Here is an 18,516-nt window from a genome sequence, read left to right as displayed (position 1 = left end):
CAATCACTGCTTCTTTCGAGCGTGCGAGAAAGGGTCGCTGAGTTGGCCGCGTCAGCGACCGTGCTTGGGGGCCTTCCAGCGGGCGATGCCGCGAGCCACCAGGTTGAGGATCATGACGAAGGCGATCAGGACTAGGGCGGCCGCCCACGCGCGGTCGTACGACGCGTCGCTGCCGACCCGGTACTGCTCCCAGATGTAGAAGGGGAGCGAGGACTGGGCGCCCGAGAAGGGGTTGGTGTTGATCAGCTGGCTGCCGAAGACGAGCAGCATGATCGGGGCGGTCTCGCCGGCGATGCGGGCGATCGCGAGCATGACGCCCGTGGTGATGCCGCCGAGCGCGGTCGGGATGACCACCTTCAGGATCGTGCGCCACTTCGGTACGCCGAGGGCGAGCGAGGCCTCGCGCAGCTCGTTCGGTACGAGCTTGAGCATCTCCTCGGTGGAGCGGACCACGACCGGCATCATCAGGATCGACAGCGCGAGCGAGCCCATGAAGCCGGAGGGCTCCAGCTGGAACATCAGCATCAGCGTGAGGATGAAGAGACCGGCGACGATCGACGGGATGCCCGTCATGACGTCCACGAAGAAGGTGACGGCCTTGGCGAGCGCGCCCTTGCCGTACTCGACCAGGTAGACCGCGGTCAGCAGGCCGAGCGGCGCGGAGATCAGGGTGGCCAGGCCCACCTGCTCCAGGGTGCCGATCAGCGCGTGGTAGACACCGCCGCCCGCCTCGAAGCCGGGGACGCCGGCCATCGAGTGGGACAGGAAGTACCCGTTGAGGACCTTGCTGCCGCGGCTGATCGTCGTCCACAGCAGGGAGAACAGCGGGATCACCGCGAGGATGAAGCAGACCCAGACCAGGGAGGTCGCCACCCGGTCCTTGGCCTGCCGCTTGTTCTCGACGGCCGAGGTGACCGCGTACGAGATGAGGATGAACAGGAGCGCTGATATCAGGCCCCACTGGACCTTGCTCTGCAGGTCGAAGGCGAGGCCGATGCCCACGCCGAGGGCGACCGCGGCGACCGCGAATCCGGCGCCGGCCCAGCGGGGCAGTGCCCGGTGGCTGAGGCTTCCCTTGCGGGGGGCCGGGGTGGCCGGGCGGGTTTCCTGTACGGCTGCGTGTGACATCAGGCATTCGCCCCCGAGTACTCCTTGCGGCGCGCGATGATCATGCGGGCCGCGCCGTTCACCAGCAGGGTGAGGATGAAGAGGACGAGGCCCGAGGCGATCAGGGCGTCGCGCCCGAGCTGGTTGGCCTCGTCGAACTTCGCGGCGATGTTCTGCGCGAAGGTGCCGCCGCCCGCGTTGAGCAGGTGCAGCGAGATGATGTAGCTCGGGGACAGGACCGTGGCGACGGCCATCGTCTCGCCGAGCGCTCGGCCGAGGCCCAGCATCGAGGCGGAGATCACGCCCGAGCGGCCGAAGGGCAGCACCGACAGGCGGATGACCTCCCAGCGGGTCGCGCCGAGGGCGAGTGCCGCCTCCTCGTTCATGCGCGGGACCTGGAGGAAGACCTCGCGGCTGACGCTGGTCACGATCGGCAGGATCATGATCGCGAGCAGGACGCCGACGGTGAAGATGGAGCGGGCGACGCCGACCTCGGTCTTCTCGAAGAGGTAGGTCCAGCCCATGTACTTGTCGAGCCAGTCGTTGAGGCCGCCGAGGTAGGGCACCAGGAACAGGGCGCCCCAGATGCCGTAGACGATCGACGGGACGGCGGCGAGCAGGTCGACGACGTACGCGAGGGGTGCGGCCAGCTTGCGCGGCGCGTAGTGCGAGATGAACAGGGCGATGCCGACCGCGATCGGCACGGCGATGGCCATCGCGATGATCGAGCTGACGACCGTGCCGAAGAGCAGGACCGCGATGCCGAACGCCGGCGGGCTGCCGGCCGGGTTCCAGTCGAAGGTGGTCAGGAAGTTGCCCTGGTCCTTCGAGATCGCGATGCCGGCCCGGACGCTGAGGAAGACGGCGATGGCCGCCATGACGACCAGCAGGAAGATGCCGGAACCCCGGGAGAGTCCGAGGAAGATCTTGTCACCCGCGCGGCCGGTGGACTGCTTGCGGCGGGCCGGGGCGGCGGGTGGTGGTGTGTCCGTTGCTATGGAAGAAGACATGGTCTTTCCGGTCTGTGGGCGGGGACCTGGTGGGTCCCCTGGCGGCGGTGCACCGGATGGTGTGGCTGGGGGGCCGGATCGGGGCCCCCGCCCCACGCGAGCCGCCGGGTCTTCGGCCCGGCGGCTCAACTGTGGTTCTACGAGAGGGAGTTGACGGTCTCGATGACCTTGGAGTTGATCTCGGCCGGGATCGGCGCGTAGCTGGCGTCGGTGAGCAGCTTCTGCCCGTCGGCGCCGGCGGTGTAGGAGAGGAAGGACTTGACCGCGGCGAGGGTGGCGGGCTTGTTGCCCTTGTCGCAGGCGATCTCGTACGTCACGAGGACGATCGGGTACGCGTTGTCGGCCTTGGTCGTGTAGTCCAGCTTCAGCGCCAGGTCCTTGCCGGTGCCGGCGATCTTCGCGGCGGCGATGGCGGTGGAGGCGTTCGCCGAGCTGGCCTTGACCGGGGCGGAGGCGCCGGTGTTGATGTCCACGGTCTTGATCGACTGGGAGGAGGCGTACGAGAGCTCGAAGTAGCCGATCGCGCCGTTGGTCTGCTTGACCTGGGCAGCGACACCGGCCGAGCCGGACGCGGCCTGACCGCCGGGGGCGGCCCACTTCTTGGCGGGCGCGTACGACCAGTCGGCCTTGGCGGTGGCGCTGAGGTACTTGGTGAGGTTCTCGGTGGTGCCGGAGTCCTCGGAGCGGTGGAAGGCCTGGATCGCCAGGTCCGGGAGCTTGGCGCTCGGGTTCAGCTTGGTGATCGCCTCGTCGTTCCACTTGGTGATCTTGCCGTTGAAGATCTTGGCGAGGGTCGGGGCGTCCAGGACCAGGCTGTCGACGTTGTCGATGTGGAAGCCGATCGCGATCGGGCCGCCGACCATCGGGAGGTTGATGCCCTGGCCGCCGCCGGTGCAGACCTTCTTGGAGTCCGCGACCTGCTGGGCGTTGAGCGGCGAGTCGGAGCCCGCGAAGCCGACCGTGCCCTGGGTGAAGGCGACGATGCCCTCGCCGGAGGAGGAGGACTTGTAGTTGATCTGCGCGTCCTTGCAGGCCGCCATGTAGTTCTTGACCCAGAGGTCCATGGCGTTCTTCTGCGCGGAGGAGCCGGACGCCAGGAGCTGGCCCTTGGCGCCGTCGCACTTCACGTTGGAGGCCGCCCCGGAGGCCGTGCCGCCCGTGCCGCCCGTGCTCCCGCCGCCGCTGTTGTTGTCGCTGCCGCACGCCGTGAGGGCCAGGGCGCTGGACACGGCGATGACGCCGAGGGCGGTGGCGCGGAGCCGGTTCTTGCGCTGAAGCTTCACTTTCGGGTGTTCCTTCCGGGAGCCGCCGGTTTCCGTCCGTTGTACGGCGGCGTGCGTGGATGGGCGGTGAGGGCGGGGTGCCTTGCACCGGGTAAGGCCGAAATTAGACAGAACAGGTGAAGCGGCCTGCGGGGGAGAGTTAACGGAAGGTGAACCGTGGCGGGCAGTGCGGTGCCGACCGTTACCGGTTCGTGTTCAGCTGGCGTACGGAACCGAATCGGCAGCCGGCGTGCGCTCCGGGATCAGGCCTGGTGGAGCGTGTCGAGCAGGGCCAGGAGCAGTTGGCGGTCGCGGGCCTGGGTGAGCCGGTGGTGGGCGGCCGCCGGGGGCAGCCACAGCAGCCGGTCGACCTCGGCGCACGCGGTGAAGCGGCCCTCGCCCGCCTCGGCCGCCCAGTAGTCGACGCGCTTGGGCCGGCCCTGGGAGTCCGTGTAGTGGGCGGTGGGCAGCCGCGCGCCGGGCAGGCACGCGAACCCAGTCTCTTCGAGTACCTCGCGCAGCGCACCCGCGAGCGGCGCCTCGCCCCGCTTCAGCTTCCCTTTGGGATGGGACCAGTCGCCGTACTTGGGCCGGTGCACGAGGCAGATCTCCAATGGGGCCTCCCCTGCTCGAACGGAGTTGAGAGCTTGGGGAACCCGGTCGCCCCACGTGGCGCGCCGCCACAGGACGCACCCCGCCGCCAGGACGGTTCCGTCGGGTGCGGTGCTCATGGTGCGGCCGTGGTCGCCGAGGGTGCTGTCGTCACCACCACAGGCTGCCAGACGCGCTGGAAGGCGAAGCGGGCCGCCTCCACCTCGTGCCGCTGGTCGGCGTGCAGCACGCCGAGCGTGTACGCGGTGGCCGGGGCGATCCGGGGTGTGCGGGCCGCGGCGGCGGCCGCCGAGGCGGCCTCGGCGGCGTCCCGGTGCAGGTCCAGGGCCCGGCCCGCCGCCACCAGACGCTCCGCGGGCAGGGTGGCGCCGAGCCCGTGGTGCAGCGCTTCCTGGGCGTACCGGTGCAGCCGCAGCAGCAGCCGCACCTGGTGCCAGGGGCTGTCCTGGCTCTCGCTCTCCTGGACCAGGGCCTCCGCGTTGTACGGATGGGCCGCGCGGGCCAGCGGCAGCGCGGCCACCGCCCGCTCCAGCCGGTCCTCGGCGTCCAGCGCCGCGGGCGCCAGCACCTCGGCGGCGTGGGCGGCGGCCGCCGGCGCCAGCGGCACCTCGCTGGCCAGCAGCGCGACCGCGTCCGCCACGGCGTGGAACCGGGACGAGCCGAGCGCCTGGAGCGACGCCGAGTGGGCCCGGGTGCGGGCCAGGGTCAGCTGGCGGTCGAGCAGCGCCCCGGCGCGGGCGGCGCCCACCGTGAGGGAGCCGGTGTCACCGCGGGGCGGCGGCACCCGGCTGCCGGAGAGCCGGTGCAGGGCGTCGAGGAGCCGGGTGAGCCGGGCCCCGAGGGAGTGCTCGGCCGCCAACGTGCCGGACAGCCAGGCGAGTTCGGCGCGCAGCTGGTCGGCCCACGCCCCGTCGAGGAGCGGGCGGAAGGTGTGGAGGGTGCCGCTGATGCGGCGGGCGGCCGCGCGCAGGGCGCGGGCGGCCTCCTCGGTGGAGTGGTTGTCGGGCCCCGCCTCCCGGTGGAGGCGCAGGCCGCGCAGGAATTCCCCCGCCTGCGCGTGGAGGTAGGGGGCCAGGACCTCGCCCGCCATGTCCGGTCCCGGGATGTTGTCAGGGTGTTGCACGCCGGCGCCTCCGGGCGTCTATCAGCATCTCCTGTACGTGCCGCAGCGGCTGGCCCTCGGCATCGGTCGCACGCCGGGTCCAGTTCCCGTCGGCGCCCAGGTGCCAGGATGAGGTGGTGTCCGACATCCCGGTCTCCAGGAGCCGGCTCAGGGCCGCGCGGTGGGCCGGGTCGGCGACCCGGACCAGTGCCTCGATGCGTCGGTCGAGGTTGCGGTGCATCATGTCGGCGCTGCCGAACCAGACTTCGGGCTCGCCGCCGTTGCCGAAGGCGAAGATCCGTGAGTGTTCGAGGAAGCGTCCGAGGACGGAACGGACCCGTACGTTCTCGGACAGCCCGGTGACGCCGGGCCGGATCGCGCAGATGCCGCGGACCCAGACGTCGACGGGCACGCCCGCCTGGCTGGCCCGGTAGCAGGCGTCGATGACGGCCTCGTCGACCATCGAGTTGACCTTGATGCGGACGTAGGCGGGCCGCCCGGCGTGCTGGTGGGCGATCTCCTTGTTGATCCGCGCGATCAGGCCGTCCCGCAGGGACTTGGGGGCGACGAGCAGCCGCCGGTAGGTCTCGCGGCGGGAGTAGCCGGAGAGCCGGTTGAAGAGGTCGGAGAGGTCGGCGCCGACCTGCGGGTCGGCGGTCAGCAGCCCCAGGTCCTCGTACAGCCGGGCCGTCTTGGGGTGGTAGTTGCCGGTCCCGACGTGCGAGTAGCGGCGCAGCAGGTCGCCCTCCTGGCGCACCACGAGGGACAGCTTGCAGTGCGTCTTGAGGCCGACGAGTCCGTAGACGACGTGGCAGCCGGACTCCTCCAGCTTCCGCGCCCACTTGATGTTGGCCTGCTCGTCGAAGCGCGCCTTGATCTCCACCAGGACGAGCACCTGCTTGCCCGACTCGGCGGCGTCTATCAGCGCGTCCACGATCGGCGAGTCGCCCGAAGTCCGGTACAGCGTCTGCTTGATGGCGAGTACGTCCGGGTCGCCGGCGGCCTGCTCCAGGAAGGCCTGCACCGAGGTGGAGAACGAGTCGTACGGGTGGTGCAGCAGCACATCGCGTTCGCGCAGCGCGGCGAATATGTCGGGCGCGGAGGCGGACTCGACCTCGGCGAGGTCGCGGTGGGTGCCCGCGACGAACTTGGGGAACTTCAGCTCCGGCCGGTCGAGCGCCGAGATCCCGAAGAGCCCGGTCAGGTCGAGCGGCCCCGGCAGCGGGTACACCTCGGCGTCGGAGACCTTCAACTCCCGTACCAGCAGGTCGAGTACGTACGGGTCGATGGACTCCTCGACCTCCAGGCGGACCGGCGGGCCGAACCGGCGCCGCATGAGCTCCTTCTCCAGCGCCTGGAGCAGGTTCTCCGCGTCGTCCTCCTCAACTTCCAGGTCCTCATTGCGCGTTACCCGGAACATGTGGTGCGCGAGGACCTCCATCCCGGGGAAGAGCTCCTCCAGGTGCGCGGCGATGACGTCCTCAAGGGGGACGTAGCGCTGCGGCGAGGCCTCCAGGAACCGGGAGAGCAGCGGCGGCACCTTCACCCGGGCGAAGTGGCGGTGCCCGGAGACCGGGTTGCGGACGACCACGGCGAGGTTGAGCGAGAGTCCCGAGATGTACGGGAAGGGGTGCGCGGGGTCCACGGCCAGCGGGGTGAGCACCGGGAAGATCTGCTGCCGGAACAGGGTGAAGAGCCGGGCCTGCTCCTTCTCGGTGAGCTCGGGCCAGCGGATCAGGTGGATGCTCTCGTCGGCGAGCGCCGGGGCGACGTCCTGCTGGTAGCAGGCGGCGTGCCGGGCCATGAGCTCGCGCGAGCGCGTCCAGATCAGGTCGAGCACCTCGCGCGGCTGGAGGCCGGAGGCGGAGCGGGTGGCGACGCCGGTCGCGATGCGGCGCTTGAGGCCGGCCACCCGGACCATGAAGAACTCGTCCAGGTTCGAGGCGAAGATCGCCAGGAAGTTCGCCCGTTCGAGCAGCGGGGTCGCCGGGTCCTCGGCCAGCTCCAGGACGCGCTCGTTGAACGCGAGCCAGCTGCGTTCGCGGTCCAGGAAGCGCCCCGAGGGAAGCTCCTCGCCCTCGCTCTCGTCCTCGTAGGCGTCCAGGTCGGCGTCGATGTCCGGTTCCAGGTCGGAAACGGCGGCCGCGAGGGTGTGCGGCCGGTGCGCGGCTATGGAACCGACGGACGGCTGGGCGGGCTGGAGCGGGACCTCGGCGCTGGGCTGCTGGCTCATGCCTCCATTGTTCCGCGCGTCGGGTGAGTCCAGCGCGTCGGAGAGGGCGGGAGTGAGCGCCCTGGAGGGTCTGGGCGGGGGAACAGTTCCGTTCCGGGTGGCGGGCGCCGGCGGCTTCATTGTGTGAGGGTCGCAAGCGTGTCTGAATGACTGGTTACGAGGACATGACGTGCGGGCAAGCGGACTCCGGCCCCCGGGCGTCGGCGCCGGGGGGCTAGGGGGTGTCCGGTGGGTCATGGCCGGGGTCGCGGCGGCTGGCACGGCACCTCGCCGCGTTGCCGAAACGTCCCGATAGCTCCGCTATCAGGCCGCTCCGGCGCCTTGCGATGCACCGCACCAGCCGCCGCGCCCTGTCCGACCCTGACCCACCGGACACCCCCCAGGGCCGCGGCGCGCGGCCGCCACCCAGGATGCGGCCGCGGCCGGGCGGCGGCAAGAGGACGGGCCCTTACGACTCCGCGCGGTACATCAGGTCCACCTCGTGGGTGGTGAAGCCGAGGCGCTCGTAGACCGTGACGGCCGCGGTGTTGTCGGCGTCGACGTACAGCATCGCGGTGGGCAGCCCCTCGGCCGCGAGGTGGCGCAGGCCGGTCGCGGTGAGGGCCTTGCCGAGGCCGCCGCCCTGCGCGTCCGGCCGGATCCCGACGACGTACACCTCGCCGAGCTGCTCCGCGGCGTGCACCTTGGTCCAGTGGAAGCCGACGATCTCGCCGTCCTTCTCCGCGAGGAAGAAGCCCTTGGGGTCGAACCACGGCTCGGCCTTGCGGTCGTCCAGGTCGCGCTGGGTGAGGGAGCCCTGCTCGGGGTGGTGGGCGAAGGCGGCGGCGTTCACGGCGAGCCAGGCCGCGTCGTCGTCGCCCGGTGTGAAGGTGCGCACGGTGACGCCCGCGGGCCAGACCGGCTCCGCGATGTCCAGCGGGCTCAACGGGCGCCGCAGCTGGCGCAGTTCGCGGAACAGGGTGAGGCCGAGGACCTGCGCGAGGTGGCGGGCCGCGGAGTGCCCGCCGTGCGCCCAGACCCGCAGCCGCTTGCCGGTCGCGCCGAGCAGCGCGCTGCCGAGGGCGCGCCCGTGCCCGTGGCCGCGGTGCGCGGGGTGCACGACGAGTTCGGCGGCGGGCGCCTCGACCGGGTCGGTGTCCTCCAGCTGGGCGTACCCGGCGAGCACGCCGCTCGTGGTCAGCAGAAAATGCCGGACGCCCTCGCGCCGGCCGCCGCGCAACTGGAGCCGCCCCTGCTCGGAAACGGCCTGCTGCCCGTCGCCGCGGGCGGCTTCGGCGAGCAGGTCGAGGACGGCCTGGGCCTGGGAGTGACTGAGCTCGTCGAGCGTCTGGATGTCGCGGGAGGCCGGGGCGGGGACGGCTGCGTCTGTCATGTCTACGAGGGTACGGCGGGGCGGCGCGCGGATGGGGCGGGCGCCGCTTCGGGTCCGCGGTGGTCGGTACGGGGTCCCGTCGGTCCCGCCCGGGGGGAGCTCACAGCGTGGCGAGGAAGTCCCGTACCGCCGCCGCGAAGCCCTTCGGGTCCTGCTGCTGTACGAAGTGGTCGGTGTCCAGGGTGACGGCGGTGGTGTGCGGGCGGCGTTCGGCCATCGCGCGGGCCTGCCCGGCCGGGAGCGCCTGGCTGCGGGCGGCGTGGATCAGCAGGGCGGGACAGTCGCTGCCCAGCCAGGTGGCCCAGTGGTCGCCGTGCACCAGACGCTCGGAGTCGATGGTGTCCTGGGGGTGGAAGGCCAGCCGTACGCCGTCGGCGTGCGGGCGGATCGAGGGGGCGATCAGCGCGCCCAACGGGGCGGTGGCGGCGATGAGTTCGTCCTCGTCGGCGGCCGTGTAGGGGAAGCGGGCGAGGAAGGCGAAGGGGCCCGGGTCCAGGTGCGGCAGGTCGACGGGTGCGTCGGTGTTGACCAACGCCGTGACGCGGGTGGGGTGTTCGGCCGCCAGGTGGTAGGCGTTGATGGCGCCCAGCGAGTGGCCGAGGGCGACGACCGAGTCCAGACCCAGGTGGTCGAGGAGGGCGAGGAGGTCGCCGACGTACCCGGCGCGGGTGTAGTCGGCGGCCCGGTCGGAGTCGCCGTGGCCGCGCTGGTCGGGCGCGATCACCCGCCATTCGGGGCCGAGTTCGGCCGCGAGGTCCGCGAAGGAGGCGCCCTCCGAGAGGTGGCCGTGCAGGGCGAGCAGCGGGCGGCCGTCGGCGGGGCCGAAGTCCAGGTAGGACAGGCGGCGTCCGTCGGCGGTCGTCATCTCGTGGCGGTTCATGGTGTCGGGCTCCCTCGTCGCTGGTGGCAGCCATGACTGTACGCAGGATTTGGGCAAGCGTGCAAGACGTTTGTATAAGGCGGTTGCGCAAGGTGGCTGGTTACCATCCCTGGCATGGGAAACCGTGAGGATCTGCTGGCCGGTGCCAGGCGCTGCCTGGAGGAGAAGGGCTATCTGCGCACCACCGTGCGCGACATCGCCACCGCCGCGAAGGTGTCGATGGCCGCCATCGGCTACCACTTCGGCTCCCGCGAGGCCCTGCTCAACGAGGCGCTGATCGCGGCGATCGAGGAATGGGGCGCCGGGGGCGGCGGACCGGCCGGCCGGGACGGCTCGGCCGCCGAGCGGTACGCGGCCCTGTGGGACGGCACGATCAGCACCTTCGAGAGCCACCGCTGGCTGTGGCTGGCGAGCGTCGAGGCCTTCGTGCACGCCCAGACCTCGCCCGAACTGCGCGAGATCCTCGCCGTCGGACAGCGCGAGGGGCGGCGGGGGGTGACCGCCCAGCTCACCGGCGGGCCCGAGGACGCGGTCGAGGACTCCGACGTGCGCACTCTCGGCTCCGTACACCTGGCGCTGATGTCCGGCGTGATGATCCAGTGGCTCACCGATCCCGGACATGCCCCGGACGGGCGGGAGATCGTGGCCGGGCTGCGCGCGCTGGCTAACCTGCTCGAAGCTCGGGGGGAGGGGTCGGCGCCCCCGGCAGCCTGATCGTGGCGGCCGTGCCGCCGCCGTCGGCCGGGGCGAGGCTGATCTCGCCTCCCGCGTGCTGCACCGTACGCGCCACGATCGACAGGCCGAGCCCCGAGCCGGGCAGCGCGCGGGCCGACGGGGAGCGCCAGAACCGTTCGAAGACGTGCGGGAGGTCATCGGCGGGGATGCCGGGGCCGTGGTCGCGGACGGTCAGGATGCCCCGGTCCAGGACGACCGTGACCGTGCCGCGCGGCGGGCTGAACTTCACCGCGTTGTCCAGCACGTTCACGACCGCCCGCTGCAACGCGGCCGGTTCGGCCCGTACGTACCAGGGCGCGAGCTGTGCCGTGATCGTCAGCTCGGGGCCGCGCAGCCGGGCCCGGTCGAGCGCGATCCGCGTGATGTCGTGCAGGCCGACCACCTCCAGCGGCCCCTCGCGGACCGCGTCCGGCCGGGACAGCTCCTGCAAGTCGCCGATGAGGGAGGCCAGTTCGGACATCTGGGCGGTGACGGACGTCATGAGCGCCTTGCGGTCGGCGGGCGGAATGGCCCGCCCGGTCTCCTCGCTCCTGGCGAGCAGCTCGATGTTCGTACGCAGCGAGGTGAGCGGGGTGCGCAGCTCGTGGCCGGCGTCCGCGATGAGCTGCGCCTGCCGGTCGCGGGAGGAGGCGAGGGCGGCGGTCATCGCGTTGAAGGAACGCGAGAGCCGGGCGATCTCGTCCTCCCCCTCGACGGGGATGCGGACGGTCAGGTCCTCGGTCCGCGCCACGTGCTCGACCGCGCCGGTCAGCTTGTCCACGGGCCGCAGCCCGGTCCGCGCGACCCAGAGTCCGGCCGCGCCCGCGCCGAGCACACCGATTCCGGCGAGGCCGGCCAGCAGGACGGCCAGCCGGTTGAGCGCCGCGTCGATCTCGGTGAGCGGACGGGAGACGCTGACGCCGATCGAGCCGACCCCTCCGGGCAGGCTCTCGCGCACCGTGTGGACCCGTACGGCCTCGCCCCTGTCGGTGACGCCGTCGTGCAGCGTGTTCCCCTGCCGGCCGGTGGCCACCGCGATGTCCTGCTGCTGCACCTTCACGGGCTGCGCGTTCGGTGCCATGCAGCGCGTGCCGTCCGGCAGGACGACCTGGATGTAGGCGAAGCTGTACCGCTGTTTGGTGCTGATGGAACTGCCGCCGGGGGCGATGCAGTTGCGCAGGGCGGCATCCACCGACTCGGGGGGTGCGCTGCTGTTGCGCAGGGTCGTGTCGAGTTCCGCGTGCAACTGGGCGCGGGTCATCAGCCAGCACGCCACCGCCACCGCAGCCACCGCGACCGCCACCGCCGTCGCGACCAGCATGGCCAGGCGCGAGCGGAGCGGCATGGCGCGGTACCGCCGGACCAGACGGTTCACTCCGCGCCGCCCGGCCGCAGCGCGTACCCCACACCCCGCACCGTGTGCACGAGGCGCGGCTCGCCGCCCGCTTCCGTCTTGCGGCGCAGGTACATCACGTACACGTCGAGGGAGTTGGACGACGGCTCGAAGTCGAAGCCCCAGACCGCCTTGAGGATCTGCTCGCGGGTCAGCACCTGGCGGGGGTGGGCCAGGAACATCTCCAGGAGGGTGAACTCGGTGCGGGTCAGCTCCACCACCCGGCTGCCGCGCGTGACCTCCCGCGTCGACAGGTCCATCCGCAGGTCCGCGAAGGTGAGGACGTTGGCCTCGTCCCGCCCGGCCGTCCCCGTGTCGACGGCGTACGAGCTGCGGCGGAGCAACGCCCGGATGCGGGCGAAGAGTTCGTCCAGCTCGAAGGGCTTGACCAGGTAGTCGTCGGCGCCCGCGTCGAGCCCGGTGACGCGGTCGCCGACCGTGTCGCGTGCGGTCAGCATCAGGATGGGGGTGGTGGAGCCGGCGGCGCGCAGCCTGCGGGAGGCGGTCAGGCCGTCCATGCGGGGCATCTGGATGTCGAGGACGATCAGCTCCGGCCGGTACGCGTCCGTCTTGGCGAGGGCGTCGAGGCCGTCGACGGCGACCTCGGTGCCGTACCCCTCGAAGGCGAGACTGCGCTGGAGCGCCTCGCGGACGGCGGGCTCGTCGTCGACGATCAGGATGCGCTGCGGTTCGTCCTCGGCGGGGCTCATGAGCGGGTTCCTTCTTCTGCTTCTCTTCGGCTCGGTGACATCAGCCTCGCACGCGGACGGCGGGGCGCGGGGCGGCTAGGGGTGTCCGGTGGGTCAGGGTCGGACAGGGCGCCGTGGCCCCGGCCGTGATCCGCCGGACAGACCCTGACGGCCCCGCGCGGGTCAGTAGCTGCCGCCGAAGCCGTTCCCGGAGCTGCCGGTGCCCTGGTTGCTGTTGCCGCCGGTGTTCGCGCCGCCGCTGCCGCCGCTGCGCAGGCCGGCGAGATCGGACTTGACGGTGTTGATCGGGATGGCGAAGCCGAGCCCGACACTGCCGGCCGACGAGCCGCCCGCGCTGCTCGAACTCGGCGAGTACATCGCGGAGTTGATGCCGATGATGTTGCCGTTCATGTCGATGAGCGCACCGCCGGAGTTGCCCGGGTTGAGCGAGGCGTCGGTCTGGAGCGCCTTGTACGTGGTCTTCGAGGACCCGGTGTCGCCGTTGAACTGCTGCCCGCCGAACTCGAACGGCCAGCCGCCGTTCCCGCGCCCCTGGCCTTGTCCCTGGCCCTGTCCCTGGTTGCCCTGCTCCTTGGCGACGGTGACATCGCGGTTGAGGGCGGAGACGATGCCGCTGGTGACGGTGCCCGTGAGGCCCTCGGGGGAGCCGATCGCGACGACCTGGTCGCCGACCGCGACCTTGCTGGAATCGCCGAGGTTCGCGGGCTTGAGGCCGCTCGCCCCGTCCAGCTTGACCAGCGCGAGGTCCTTGTCGGGGTCGGTGCCGACGACCTTCGCGGGGTACGACTTGCCGTTGCTGAGCTTGACCTTTATCTGGCTGGCGCCCGAGATGACGTGGTTGTTGGTGATGACCTCGCCGCCGGAGGTGATGATCACGCCCGCGCCGGTCGACTCGCCCGAGCCGGACGTCGCGTTGATCTCGACGATGCTCGGCATGAGGGCCTTGGCGACGCCGGAGACGGTGCCGTTGGTGCTGTTGGCGGCGTTGGTGCCGCTGACGCCGGAGGCCACGGTGGTGCCGTCGTTGCTGACGTAGTGCTCGACCACGGCGGCGGTGCCGCCGCCGATGGCCGCGGCGATGATGGCGACGGCGGCGAGGAGGCCGACCGAACGCTTGGTGCGGCGCGGCTTCGGCGGGCCCGCGTCCGCCCCGGCGAGGTGGTGGACGGCCCCGCCGCCGTCGCCGCCCCCGTGGAACCCTGCGGTCTCGGGGTGGCCGGCCGGGCTGCCCGGCCACACGGTGGTGCCGGGGCCGGCGGTGACGGGGGCGGTCGGCTGGTACGGGGGCGGCGGCGGGTAGGCGGCCGCGTAGGCCTCGGCCTCTCGCCGGGCGTCGTCCTTGGCTCGCTGCCAGGACTCAGAAGAGTGGTTCGGCTGCTGCTCGGGGTACTCGCCGCTGTGGCGGGGGCTCTCGGTCATGTCTATGACCTTCGCGACGGATCATGAGAGCAGTCTGAGGACCGGTTAAGAAGCCCGGCAGAACCGCGTTTGCCCGAAATAAAGGCGCCTCGCGGCGCCTTGGCGACGGCCGGCTGAACTACCCGCAGCCGCAGGAGCGGCGTACGACGAGCCGCGAGGGGAACTGTTTCAGCCGCTCCCGGCGCGACCCCGCCACCCGCAGCGCGTCGTCCAGGACCAGATCGACGGCGGCCCGCGCCATGGCGGGCCGGTCGGAGGCGATCGTGGTGAGCGGCGGATCGGTCAGGGCCGCTTCCTTGACGTCGTCGAAGCCCGCCACGGCGAGCTCGCCCGGCACGTCGATGCGGAGCTCGCGGGCGGCCCGCAGCACCCCGATCGCCTGGTCGTCGGTCGAGCAGAAGATGGCCGGCGGCCGCTCGGGCCCGGCCAGGATCTCCAGCGCCACCTTGTAGGCGTCGTACCGGTTGTACGGGGCCTGGAAGAGCCGGCCCTCCAGCGAGCGGCCCGACTCCAGCATGGCCCGGCGCCAGCCCTCCACGTGGTCGGCCACCGGGTCGCCGACAGCCGGGGTCGACTCGACCCCGCCGAGGCAGGCGACGTACTCATGGCCGTGTTCCAGGAGGTGGCGGGTGGCGAGCTGGGCGCCGCCGATGTCGTCGGTGACGACCGCCACGTCGTCGATGGCCTCGGGGCGTTCGTGCAGCAGCACCACCCGGGCGTCCCAGGCGTCGATCTCGGCCGCGGCCCGCTCGCTGGGGCCCTGGCTGACCAGGATCAGACCGGCGACCCGCATGCCGAGGAAGGCCCGCAGATAGTGCACCTCGCGGTCGTCGAGGTAGTCGGAGTTGCCGACCAGGACCATCTTTCCGCGCTCGGCGGCGGCCTGTTCGACGGCGTGCGCCATCTCCGCGAAGAACGGCTGCCGCGCATCGGGGACGATCATGCCTATGAGGTCGGTGCGCCGCGAGGCCATCGCCTGGGCCACCCGGTCGGGCCGGTACCCCAACTCCTTGATCGCGGCGAGGACACGCTCGCGCGTGGCCGGGGCGACCGGCCGGGGTCCGTTGTTGATGACGTAGCTCACGACCGCGGTCGAAGTACCCGCCAGTCGCGCCACATCGTCCCGCGTCACCTTGGCCACGCGCGGCAGTCTACGCGGGGTGACCTCCCGCTGGGCAGGCCTTATCGCAGGTCGTACCCCACGTGTGACCTAGCGCATGACCTACCCGCTTGGCCTATCGCTCGGCCTGCTGCTCGGCCTGTCGCTTCTGCGAGCGGACGGCCGCTTCCTTCGCCTCGGCGGTGGCCGCGTCCACGACCGCCCGCGCCTTGGCCTCCTCGGCCGCGCGTTCGACCTTCTCCGGTGTCACGAAGCGGTATCCGACATTGCGGACGGTACCGATCAGCGACTCGTGCTCGGGACCGAGCTTGGCCCGCAGCCGTCGTACGTGGACGTCGACCGTGCGGGTGCCGCCGAAGTAGTCGTAGCCCCAGACCTCCTGGAGCAGCTGGGCGCGCGTGAACACCCGGCCCGGGTGCTGGGCGAGGTACTTGAGCAGCTCGAACTCCTTGAAGGTCAGGTCGAGGACCCGCCCCTTCAGCTTCGCGCTGTACGTCGCCTCGTCCACGGAGAGGTCGCCGTTGCGGATCTCCATGGGGGAGTCGTCCGACGTGATCTGCTGGCGGCCGGTGGCCAGCCGCAGCCGGGCCTCGACCTCGGCCGGGCCCGCGGTGTCGAGCAGGACGTCGTCGATGCCCCAGTCGGCGGTGACGGCGGCCAGACCGCCCTCGGTGACGACCAGGACCAGCGGACAGCCCGGTCCCGTGGAGCGGAGCAGCTGGCACAGCGACCGCACCTGCGGGAGGTCGCGGCGGCCGTCGATCAGGATGACGTCGGCACCCGGGGTGTCGACCAGGGCCGGGCCCTCGGCGGGGGCCACCCGCACGCTGTGCAGAAGCAGGCCGAGGGCGGGGAGCACCTCCGTCGACGGCTGAAGGGCATTGGTCAGGAGCAGCAGAGAGCTCATCGCGCCCCACCTGCCGTGGTCAGCGTCGTCGGTTTCTTCGGATCGTGCACGGTTCGCTCGCCCATAACGTCTTGTTCCTCCTCGGTCCCTGCGGAGGGGGTCCCCCTGCTCCTCAGGAGCTCGGGGGCGTTGCGGCACTGCTTCGTACTTTGTGTTGCTTTGTGGGGTCTGCCCCCGCGCCCCGGGAGCAGCTCCTTTGTGAGCGTTTGTTCACCCGTCCGTAACAACGACCGGGAAACACAAAAGGACCCGGGGGCTGCGTTGCCCGGATCCTCTGCCTAGGAGAATAGCCCACATGAGTTCCGAGGCAGAGGGCCGATTTCACACTTCAGCTGTTTCCTCGATCACTCCCGGACCCCGGCGCGCAACCCTGTGTACCTCGGACGGTGTCCGGATCGAGGCGGTTTATGAACCGTGCCGTACGGGTGCCACCGACACCGCGATCGTGGTCGCGCACGGATTCACGGGATCGGCCGACCGGCCCGCCGTACGAAGGGCGGCAGGCGTGTTCGCCCGGTACGCGGCCGTGGTGACCTTCTCCTTCCGCGGGCACGGGAAGTCCGCCGGCCGCTCCACCGTCGGCGACCGCGAGGTGCTCGATCTCGCGGCGGCCGTCGAGTGGGCGAGATCACTCGGGTACGAGCACGTGGTGACCGTCGGCTTCTCGATGGGCGGGTCCGTGGTGCTGCGGCACGCGGCGACGCACAGGGGGAGCATGAGGGGGCGCACGGAAGCAGTGGCCGCGGTCAGCGCGCCCGCCCGCTGGTACTACCGCGGTACGCCCGCGATGCGGCGGGTGCACTGGCTGGTGACCCGGCGCGCCGGACGGCTGGTCGGCCGGTTCGGCTTCGCCACCCGGATCCATCCCGAGGACTGGGACCCGGTGCCGCTCTCGCCCGTCGAGGCCGTCCCGCTGATCGCGCCGACCCCGCTCCTGATCGTGCACGGCGACCGCGACCCGTACTTCCCGGTGGACCACCCGCGCATGCTGGCGGCCGCCGGACCTGCGGAATTGTGGCTGGAGCCGGGCATGGGCCACGCCGAGAACGCGGCCGGCGAGGCGCTGCTCACCAAGATCGCGGGCTGGCTGACGGCCGCCCGGCCCGCCGAGTGGCCCATCATGGAGGGCGACGAAAGGAGCCTCACCATGGCAGCGGGAACCATCCGCTTCTGGGCCGCGGCCAAGTCCGCCGCCGGTGTCGCCGAGGAGCCGTACACCGCCGGGACGCTGGCCGAGGCACTCGACGCGGTGCGCGAACGGCACCCCGGAGAGCTGACGCGCGTACTGCAGAGGTGTTCCTTCCTGGTCGACGGTGACCCCGTCGGCAAGCGGAACCATGAGACCGTACGCCTTGCCGAGGGCGGCACGGTCGAGGTGCTCCCGCCGTTCGCAGGAGGGTGACCCCCACGTCATGAGCGAGCAGTACCCGTATCAGCAGCAGCCGCAGTACGACCAGTACGGGCGGCCCGTGCAGCCCCAGCCGCCGTTCCCGTACGAGCCGTACCAGGACCAGCCGCAGTACACGCAGACCTGGGAGGGGCAGACCTGGGACACCCAGTACCAGCCCACGATCCCGCCCGTGCAGCAGCCGGCCGAGCCCGCTCAGCGCCGGGGGCGGCACGCGCAGCCCTGGCAGGAGAGCGGGCAAGGGACGGCGTATCTGCCGCCGCAGAACGGCGCGGGGACCACGTCCGTGCCGCTGCCGCCCGAGATGCCGATGGCTCAGGCGCCCGCGCCCGCTCCGTTGGCTGAGCCGGCCGTCGCTCCGGGACCGGCCTACGGCTCGCCCGAGCCGTACACCGGGTCCGCGCAAGGCCCGGCCTACAGCCCGCCCACCACCGTCGGCAGCGCCCGCGTCACCGATGCCCAGCGGGCCCGCGCGGAGGGCCGCTCGCCGGTCATCGCGCCCGGGATGCAGCCCGCCGCGCTGACCGCGGTGCTCGGTCTGCTGCTCGCGGTGGGGGCGCAGTTCGGCGCGTACTCGCTGGCGGTACCGCTCGTCCTGCTCCAGGCCGTGACCGCGGCGGGCTGGTTCCGGCTGAACGGGATGTGGCCGGCCCGGCAGGGCATCGCGCTCGCCTTCGCGGGCGGCCTGGTCGCCGATGTCGCGCTGCTCGCGCTCGGCCGGGAGAACGCGCCCGCCGCGATCCTGGGCACCCTCGGCGTCTGGGTGCTGCTCACGCTCGTGCTCCAACTGCGGTCGCACGCCGACCCCGACGAGCGCATGTACGGGCTGATGGCGACCGTCGCCTCCGCGGCGCTCGCGATCCTGGCCGGCGGATACCTCGCGGCGCCGCCGCACGCGGTCTCCGTCGGCGCCGTCGCCGTGGCCGTCGCCGCCCTCGCGCGGGCGCTGCCGCTGCCGTCGGCCGCCTCCGTGGCGGTCGCGCTGCTCGCGGCCGCGGGCGCGGGCATCGCGATGGGCGGTCTGACCGGCATCGGCGCGAACGGTGCGCTGCTCGGCCTCGCGGCCGGGGGCTGTGCGCTGATCGGCCTGCGGGTCGCCTCGTACGACTACCCCTCCCGCTTCGTCCACATGACGGCGGGCGTCGCCCTGCCGCTCACCGCGGCCGTACCTGTGCTCTATCTCATCGGGCGCGCCGTGGCGTAGGGAACCGCGGTTAGGCTCGCGATCGTCTTTCCGGATTCCGGAATTGATGAAAACCGATCGACA

The 18,516-nt window shown here is 71.9% G+C and carries 16 protein-coding genes and 1 pseudogene; 4 read left to right on the top strand and 13 right to left on the bottom strand.

The genetic code is table 11. The annotated features are described in order from the left end of the window. Positions 1–51: 51 nt before the first annotated feature. The 8 genes from pstA to ACIQ8J_RS25095 form a co-directional block, all read right to left on the bottom strand. The gene (pstA, locus tag ACIQ8J_RS25130; protein ID WP_403274426.1) at positions 52–1,128 is read right to left on the bottom strand and encodes a phosphate ABC transporter permease PstA; all 1,077 of its coding nucleotides are present in this window, start codon (positions 1,126–1,128) and stop codon (positions 52–54) included. Further along, entirely contained in the window at positions 1,128–2,117 is a 990-nt protein-coding gene (gene pstC / locus ACIQ8J_RS25125; RefSeq protein WP_403274428.1) for a phosphate ABC transporter permease subunit PstC, read from the bottom strand. Before pstC ends, pstA begins: the two co-directional genes overlap by 1 nt. Positions 2,118–2,254: 137 nt before the next feature. Beyond that, on the bottom strand, positions 2,255–3,400 hold the full coding sequence (pstS, locus tag ACIQ8J_RS25120; protein WP_403274429.1) for a phosphate ABC transporter substrate-binding protein PstS: 1,146 nt from the start codon (positions 3,398–3,400) through the stop codon (positions 2,255–2,257). A gap of 242 nt (positions 3,401–3,642) precedes the next feature. After that, positions 3,643–4,110, bottom strand: a complete 468-nt coding sequence (locus ACIQ8J_RS25115; RefSeq protein WP_403274430.1) for an NUDIX hydrolase — start codon at positions 4,108–4,110, stop codon at positions 3,643–3,645. Continuing rightward, positions 4,107–5,081, bottom strand: a complete 975-nt coding sequence (locus tag ACIQ8J_RS25110) for a CHAD domain-containing protein (protein ID WP_403274559.1) — start codon at positions 5,079–5,081, stop codon at positions 4,107–4,109. The genes ACIQ8J_RS25115 and ACIQ8J_RS25110 overlap by 4 nt, the downstream gene beginning before the upstream one ends. A 19-nt stretch (positions 5,082–5,100) precedes the next feature. Continuing rightward, a complete protein-coding gene (locus ACIQ8J_RS25105; protein ID WP_403274432.1) occupies positions 5,101–7,326 on the bottom strand; it encodes an RNA degradosome polyphosphate kinase in 2,226 nt (741 codons plus the stop codon). Between the two features lie 448 nt (positions 7,327–7,774). After that, the gene (mshD, locus tag ACIQ8J_RS25100; RefSeq protein ID WP_403274433.1) at positions 7,775–8,698 is read right to left on the bottom strand and encodes a mycothiol synthase; all 924 of its coding nucleotides are present in this window, start codon (positions 8,696–8,698) and stop codon (positions 7,775–7,777) included. A 100-nt stretch (positions 8,699–8,798) separates the two neighbouring features. Further along, a complete protein-coding gene (locus tag ACIQ8J_RS25095; protein ID WP_403274435.1) occupies positions 8,799–9,578 on the bottom strand; it encodes an alpha/beta fold hydrolase in 780 nt (259 codons plus the stop codon). Between the two features lie 114 nt (positions 9,579–9,692). Between ACIQ8J_RS25095 and ACIQ8J_RS25090 the strand changes: the two genes are divergently transcribed. After that, positions 9,693–10,292, top strand: coding sequence for a TetR/AcrR family transcriptional regulator (locus tag ACIQ8J_RS25090; protein WP_403274436.1), 600 nt, complete (start codon positions 9,693–9,695; stop codon positions 10,290–10,292). Here ACIQ8J_RS25090 and ACIQ8J_RS25085 read toward each other — a convergent pair. The 5 genes from ACIQ8J_RS25085 to ACIQ8J_RS25065 all read right to left on the bottom strand — a co-directional run bounded on the left by ACIQ8J_RS25085 (position 10,243) and on the right by ACIQ8J_RS25065 (position 15,841). Beyond that, entirely contained in the window at positions 10,243–11,658 is a 1,416-nt protein-coding gene (locus ACIQ8J_RS25085) for a sensor histidine kinase (RefSeq protein ID WP_403274560.1), read from the bottom strand. The two genes, ACIQ8J_RS25090 and ACIQ8J_RS25085, sit on opposite strands and share 50 nt — an antisense overlap. A gap of 5 nt (positions 11,659–11,663) precedes the next feature. Further along, positions 11,664–12,395, bottom strand: coding sequence for a response regulator transcription factor (locus ACIQ8J_RS25080; protein WP_403274437.1), 732 nt, complete (start codon positions 12,393–12,395; stop codon positions 11,664–11,666). A gap of 162 nt (positions 12,396–12,557) precedes the next feature. Further along, entirely contained in the window at positions 12,558–13,814 is a 1,257-nt protein-coding gene (locus ACIQ8J_RS25075) for a S1C family serine protease (protein ID WP_403274438.1), read from the bottom strand. Between the two features lie 118 nt (positions 13,815–13,932). Continuing rightward, positions 13,933–14,955: a LacI family DNA-binding transcriptional regulator gene (locus ACIQ8J_RS25070; RefSeq protein WP_403274439.1), complete on the bottom strand. Its 1,023-nt coding sequence runs from the start codon at positions 14,953–14,955 to the stop codon at positions 13,933–13,935. 94 nt (positions 14,956–15,049) lie between these two features. Continuing rightward, entirely contained in the window at positions 15,050–15,841 is a 792-nt protein-coding gene (locus ACIQ8J_RS25065) for a winged-helix domain-containing protein (protein WP_403274440.1), read from the bottom strand. Between the two features lie 295 nt (positions 15,842–16,136). On the opposite strand from ACIQ8J_RS25065, the pseudogene ACIQ8J_RS25060 reads away from it, so the two are divergent. The 3 genes and pseudogenes from ACIQ8J_RS25060 to ACIQ8J_RS25050 form a co-directional block, all read left to right on the top strand. Next, a pseudogene (locus ACIQ8J_RS25060) lies at positions 16,137–16,940 on the top strand (alpha/beta hydrolase); the annotation flags it as partial. 21 nt (positions 16,941–16,961) lie between these two features. Beyond that, positions 16,962–17,243 carry a MoaD/ThiS family protein gene (locus ACIQ8J_RS25055; protein ID WP_403607945.1) on the top strand — a complete coding sequence of 94 codons (282 nt, stop codon included), beginning with the start codon at positions 16,962–16,964 and terminating at the stop codon, positions 17,241–17,243. A 10-nt stretch (positions 17,244–17,253) separates the two neighbouring features. Beyond that, a complete protein-coding gene (locus tag ACIQ8J_RS25050; RefSeq protein ID WP_403274441.1) occupies positions 17,254–18,453 on the top strand; it encodes a hypothetical protein in 1,200 nt (399 codons plus the stop codon). Positions 18,454–18,516: the final 63 nt, after the last annotated feature.

Origin of the sequence: Streptomyces sp. NPDC094147 (genome assembly GCF_044764265.1) — a bacterium.
Taxonomy (GTDB): Bacteria; Actinomycetota; Actinomycetes; order Streptomycetales; family Streptomycetaceae; genus Streptomyces.
This window is presented reverse-complemented; position numbering and strand designations above follow the sequence as displayed.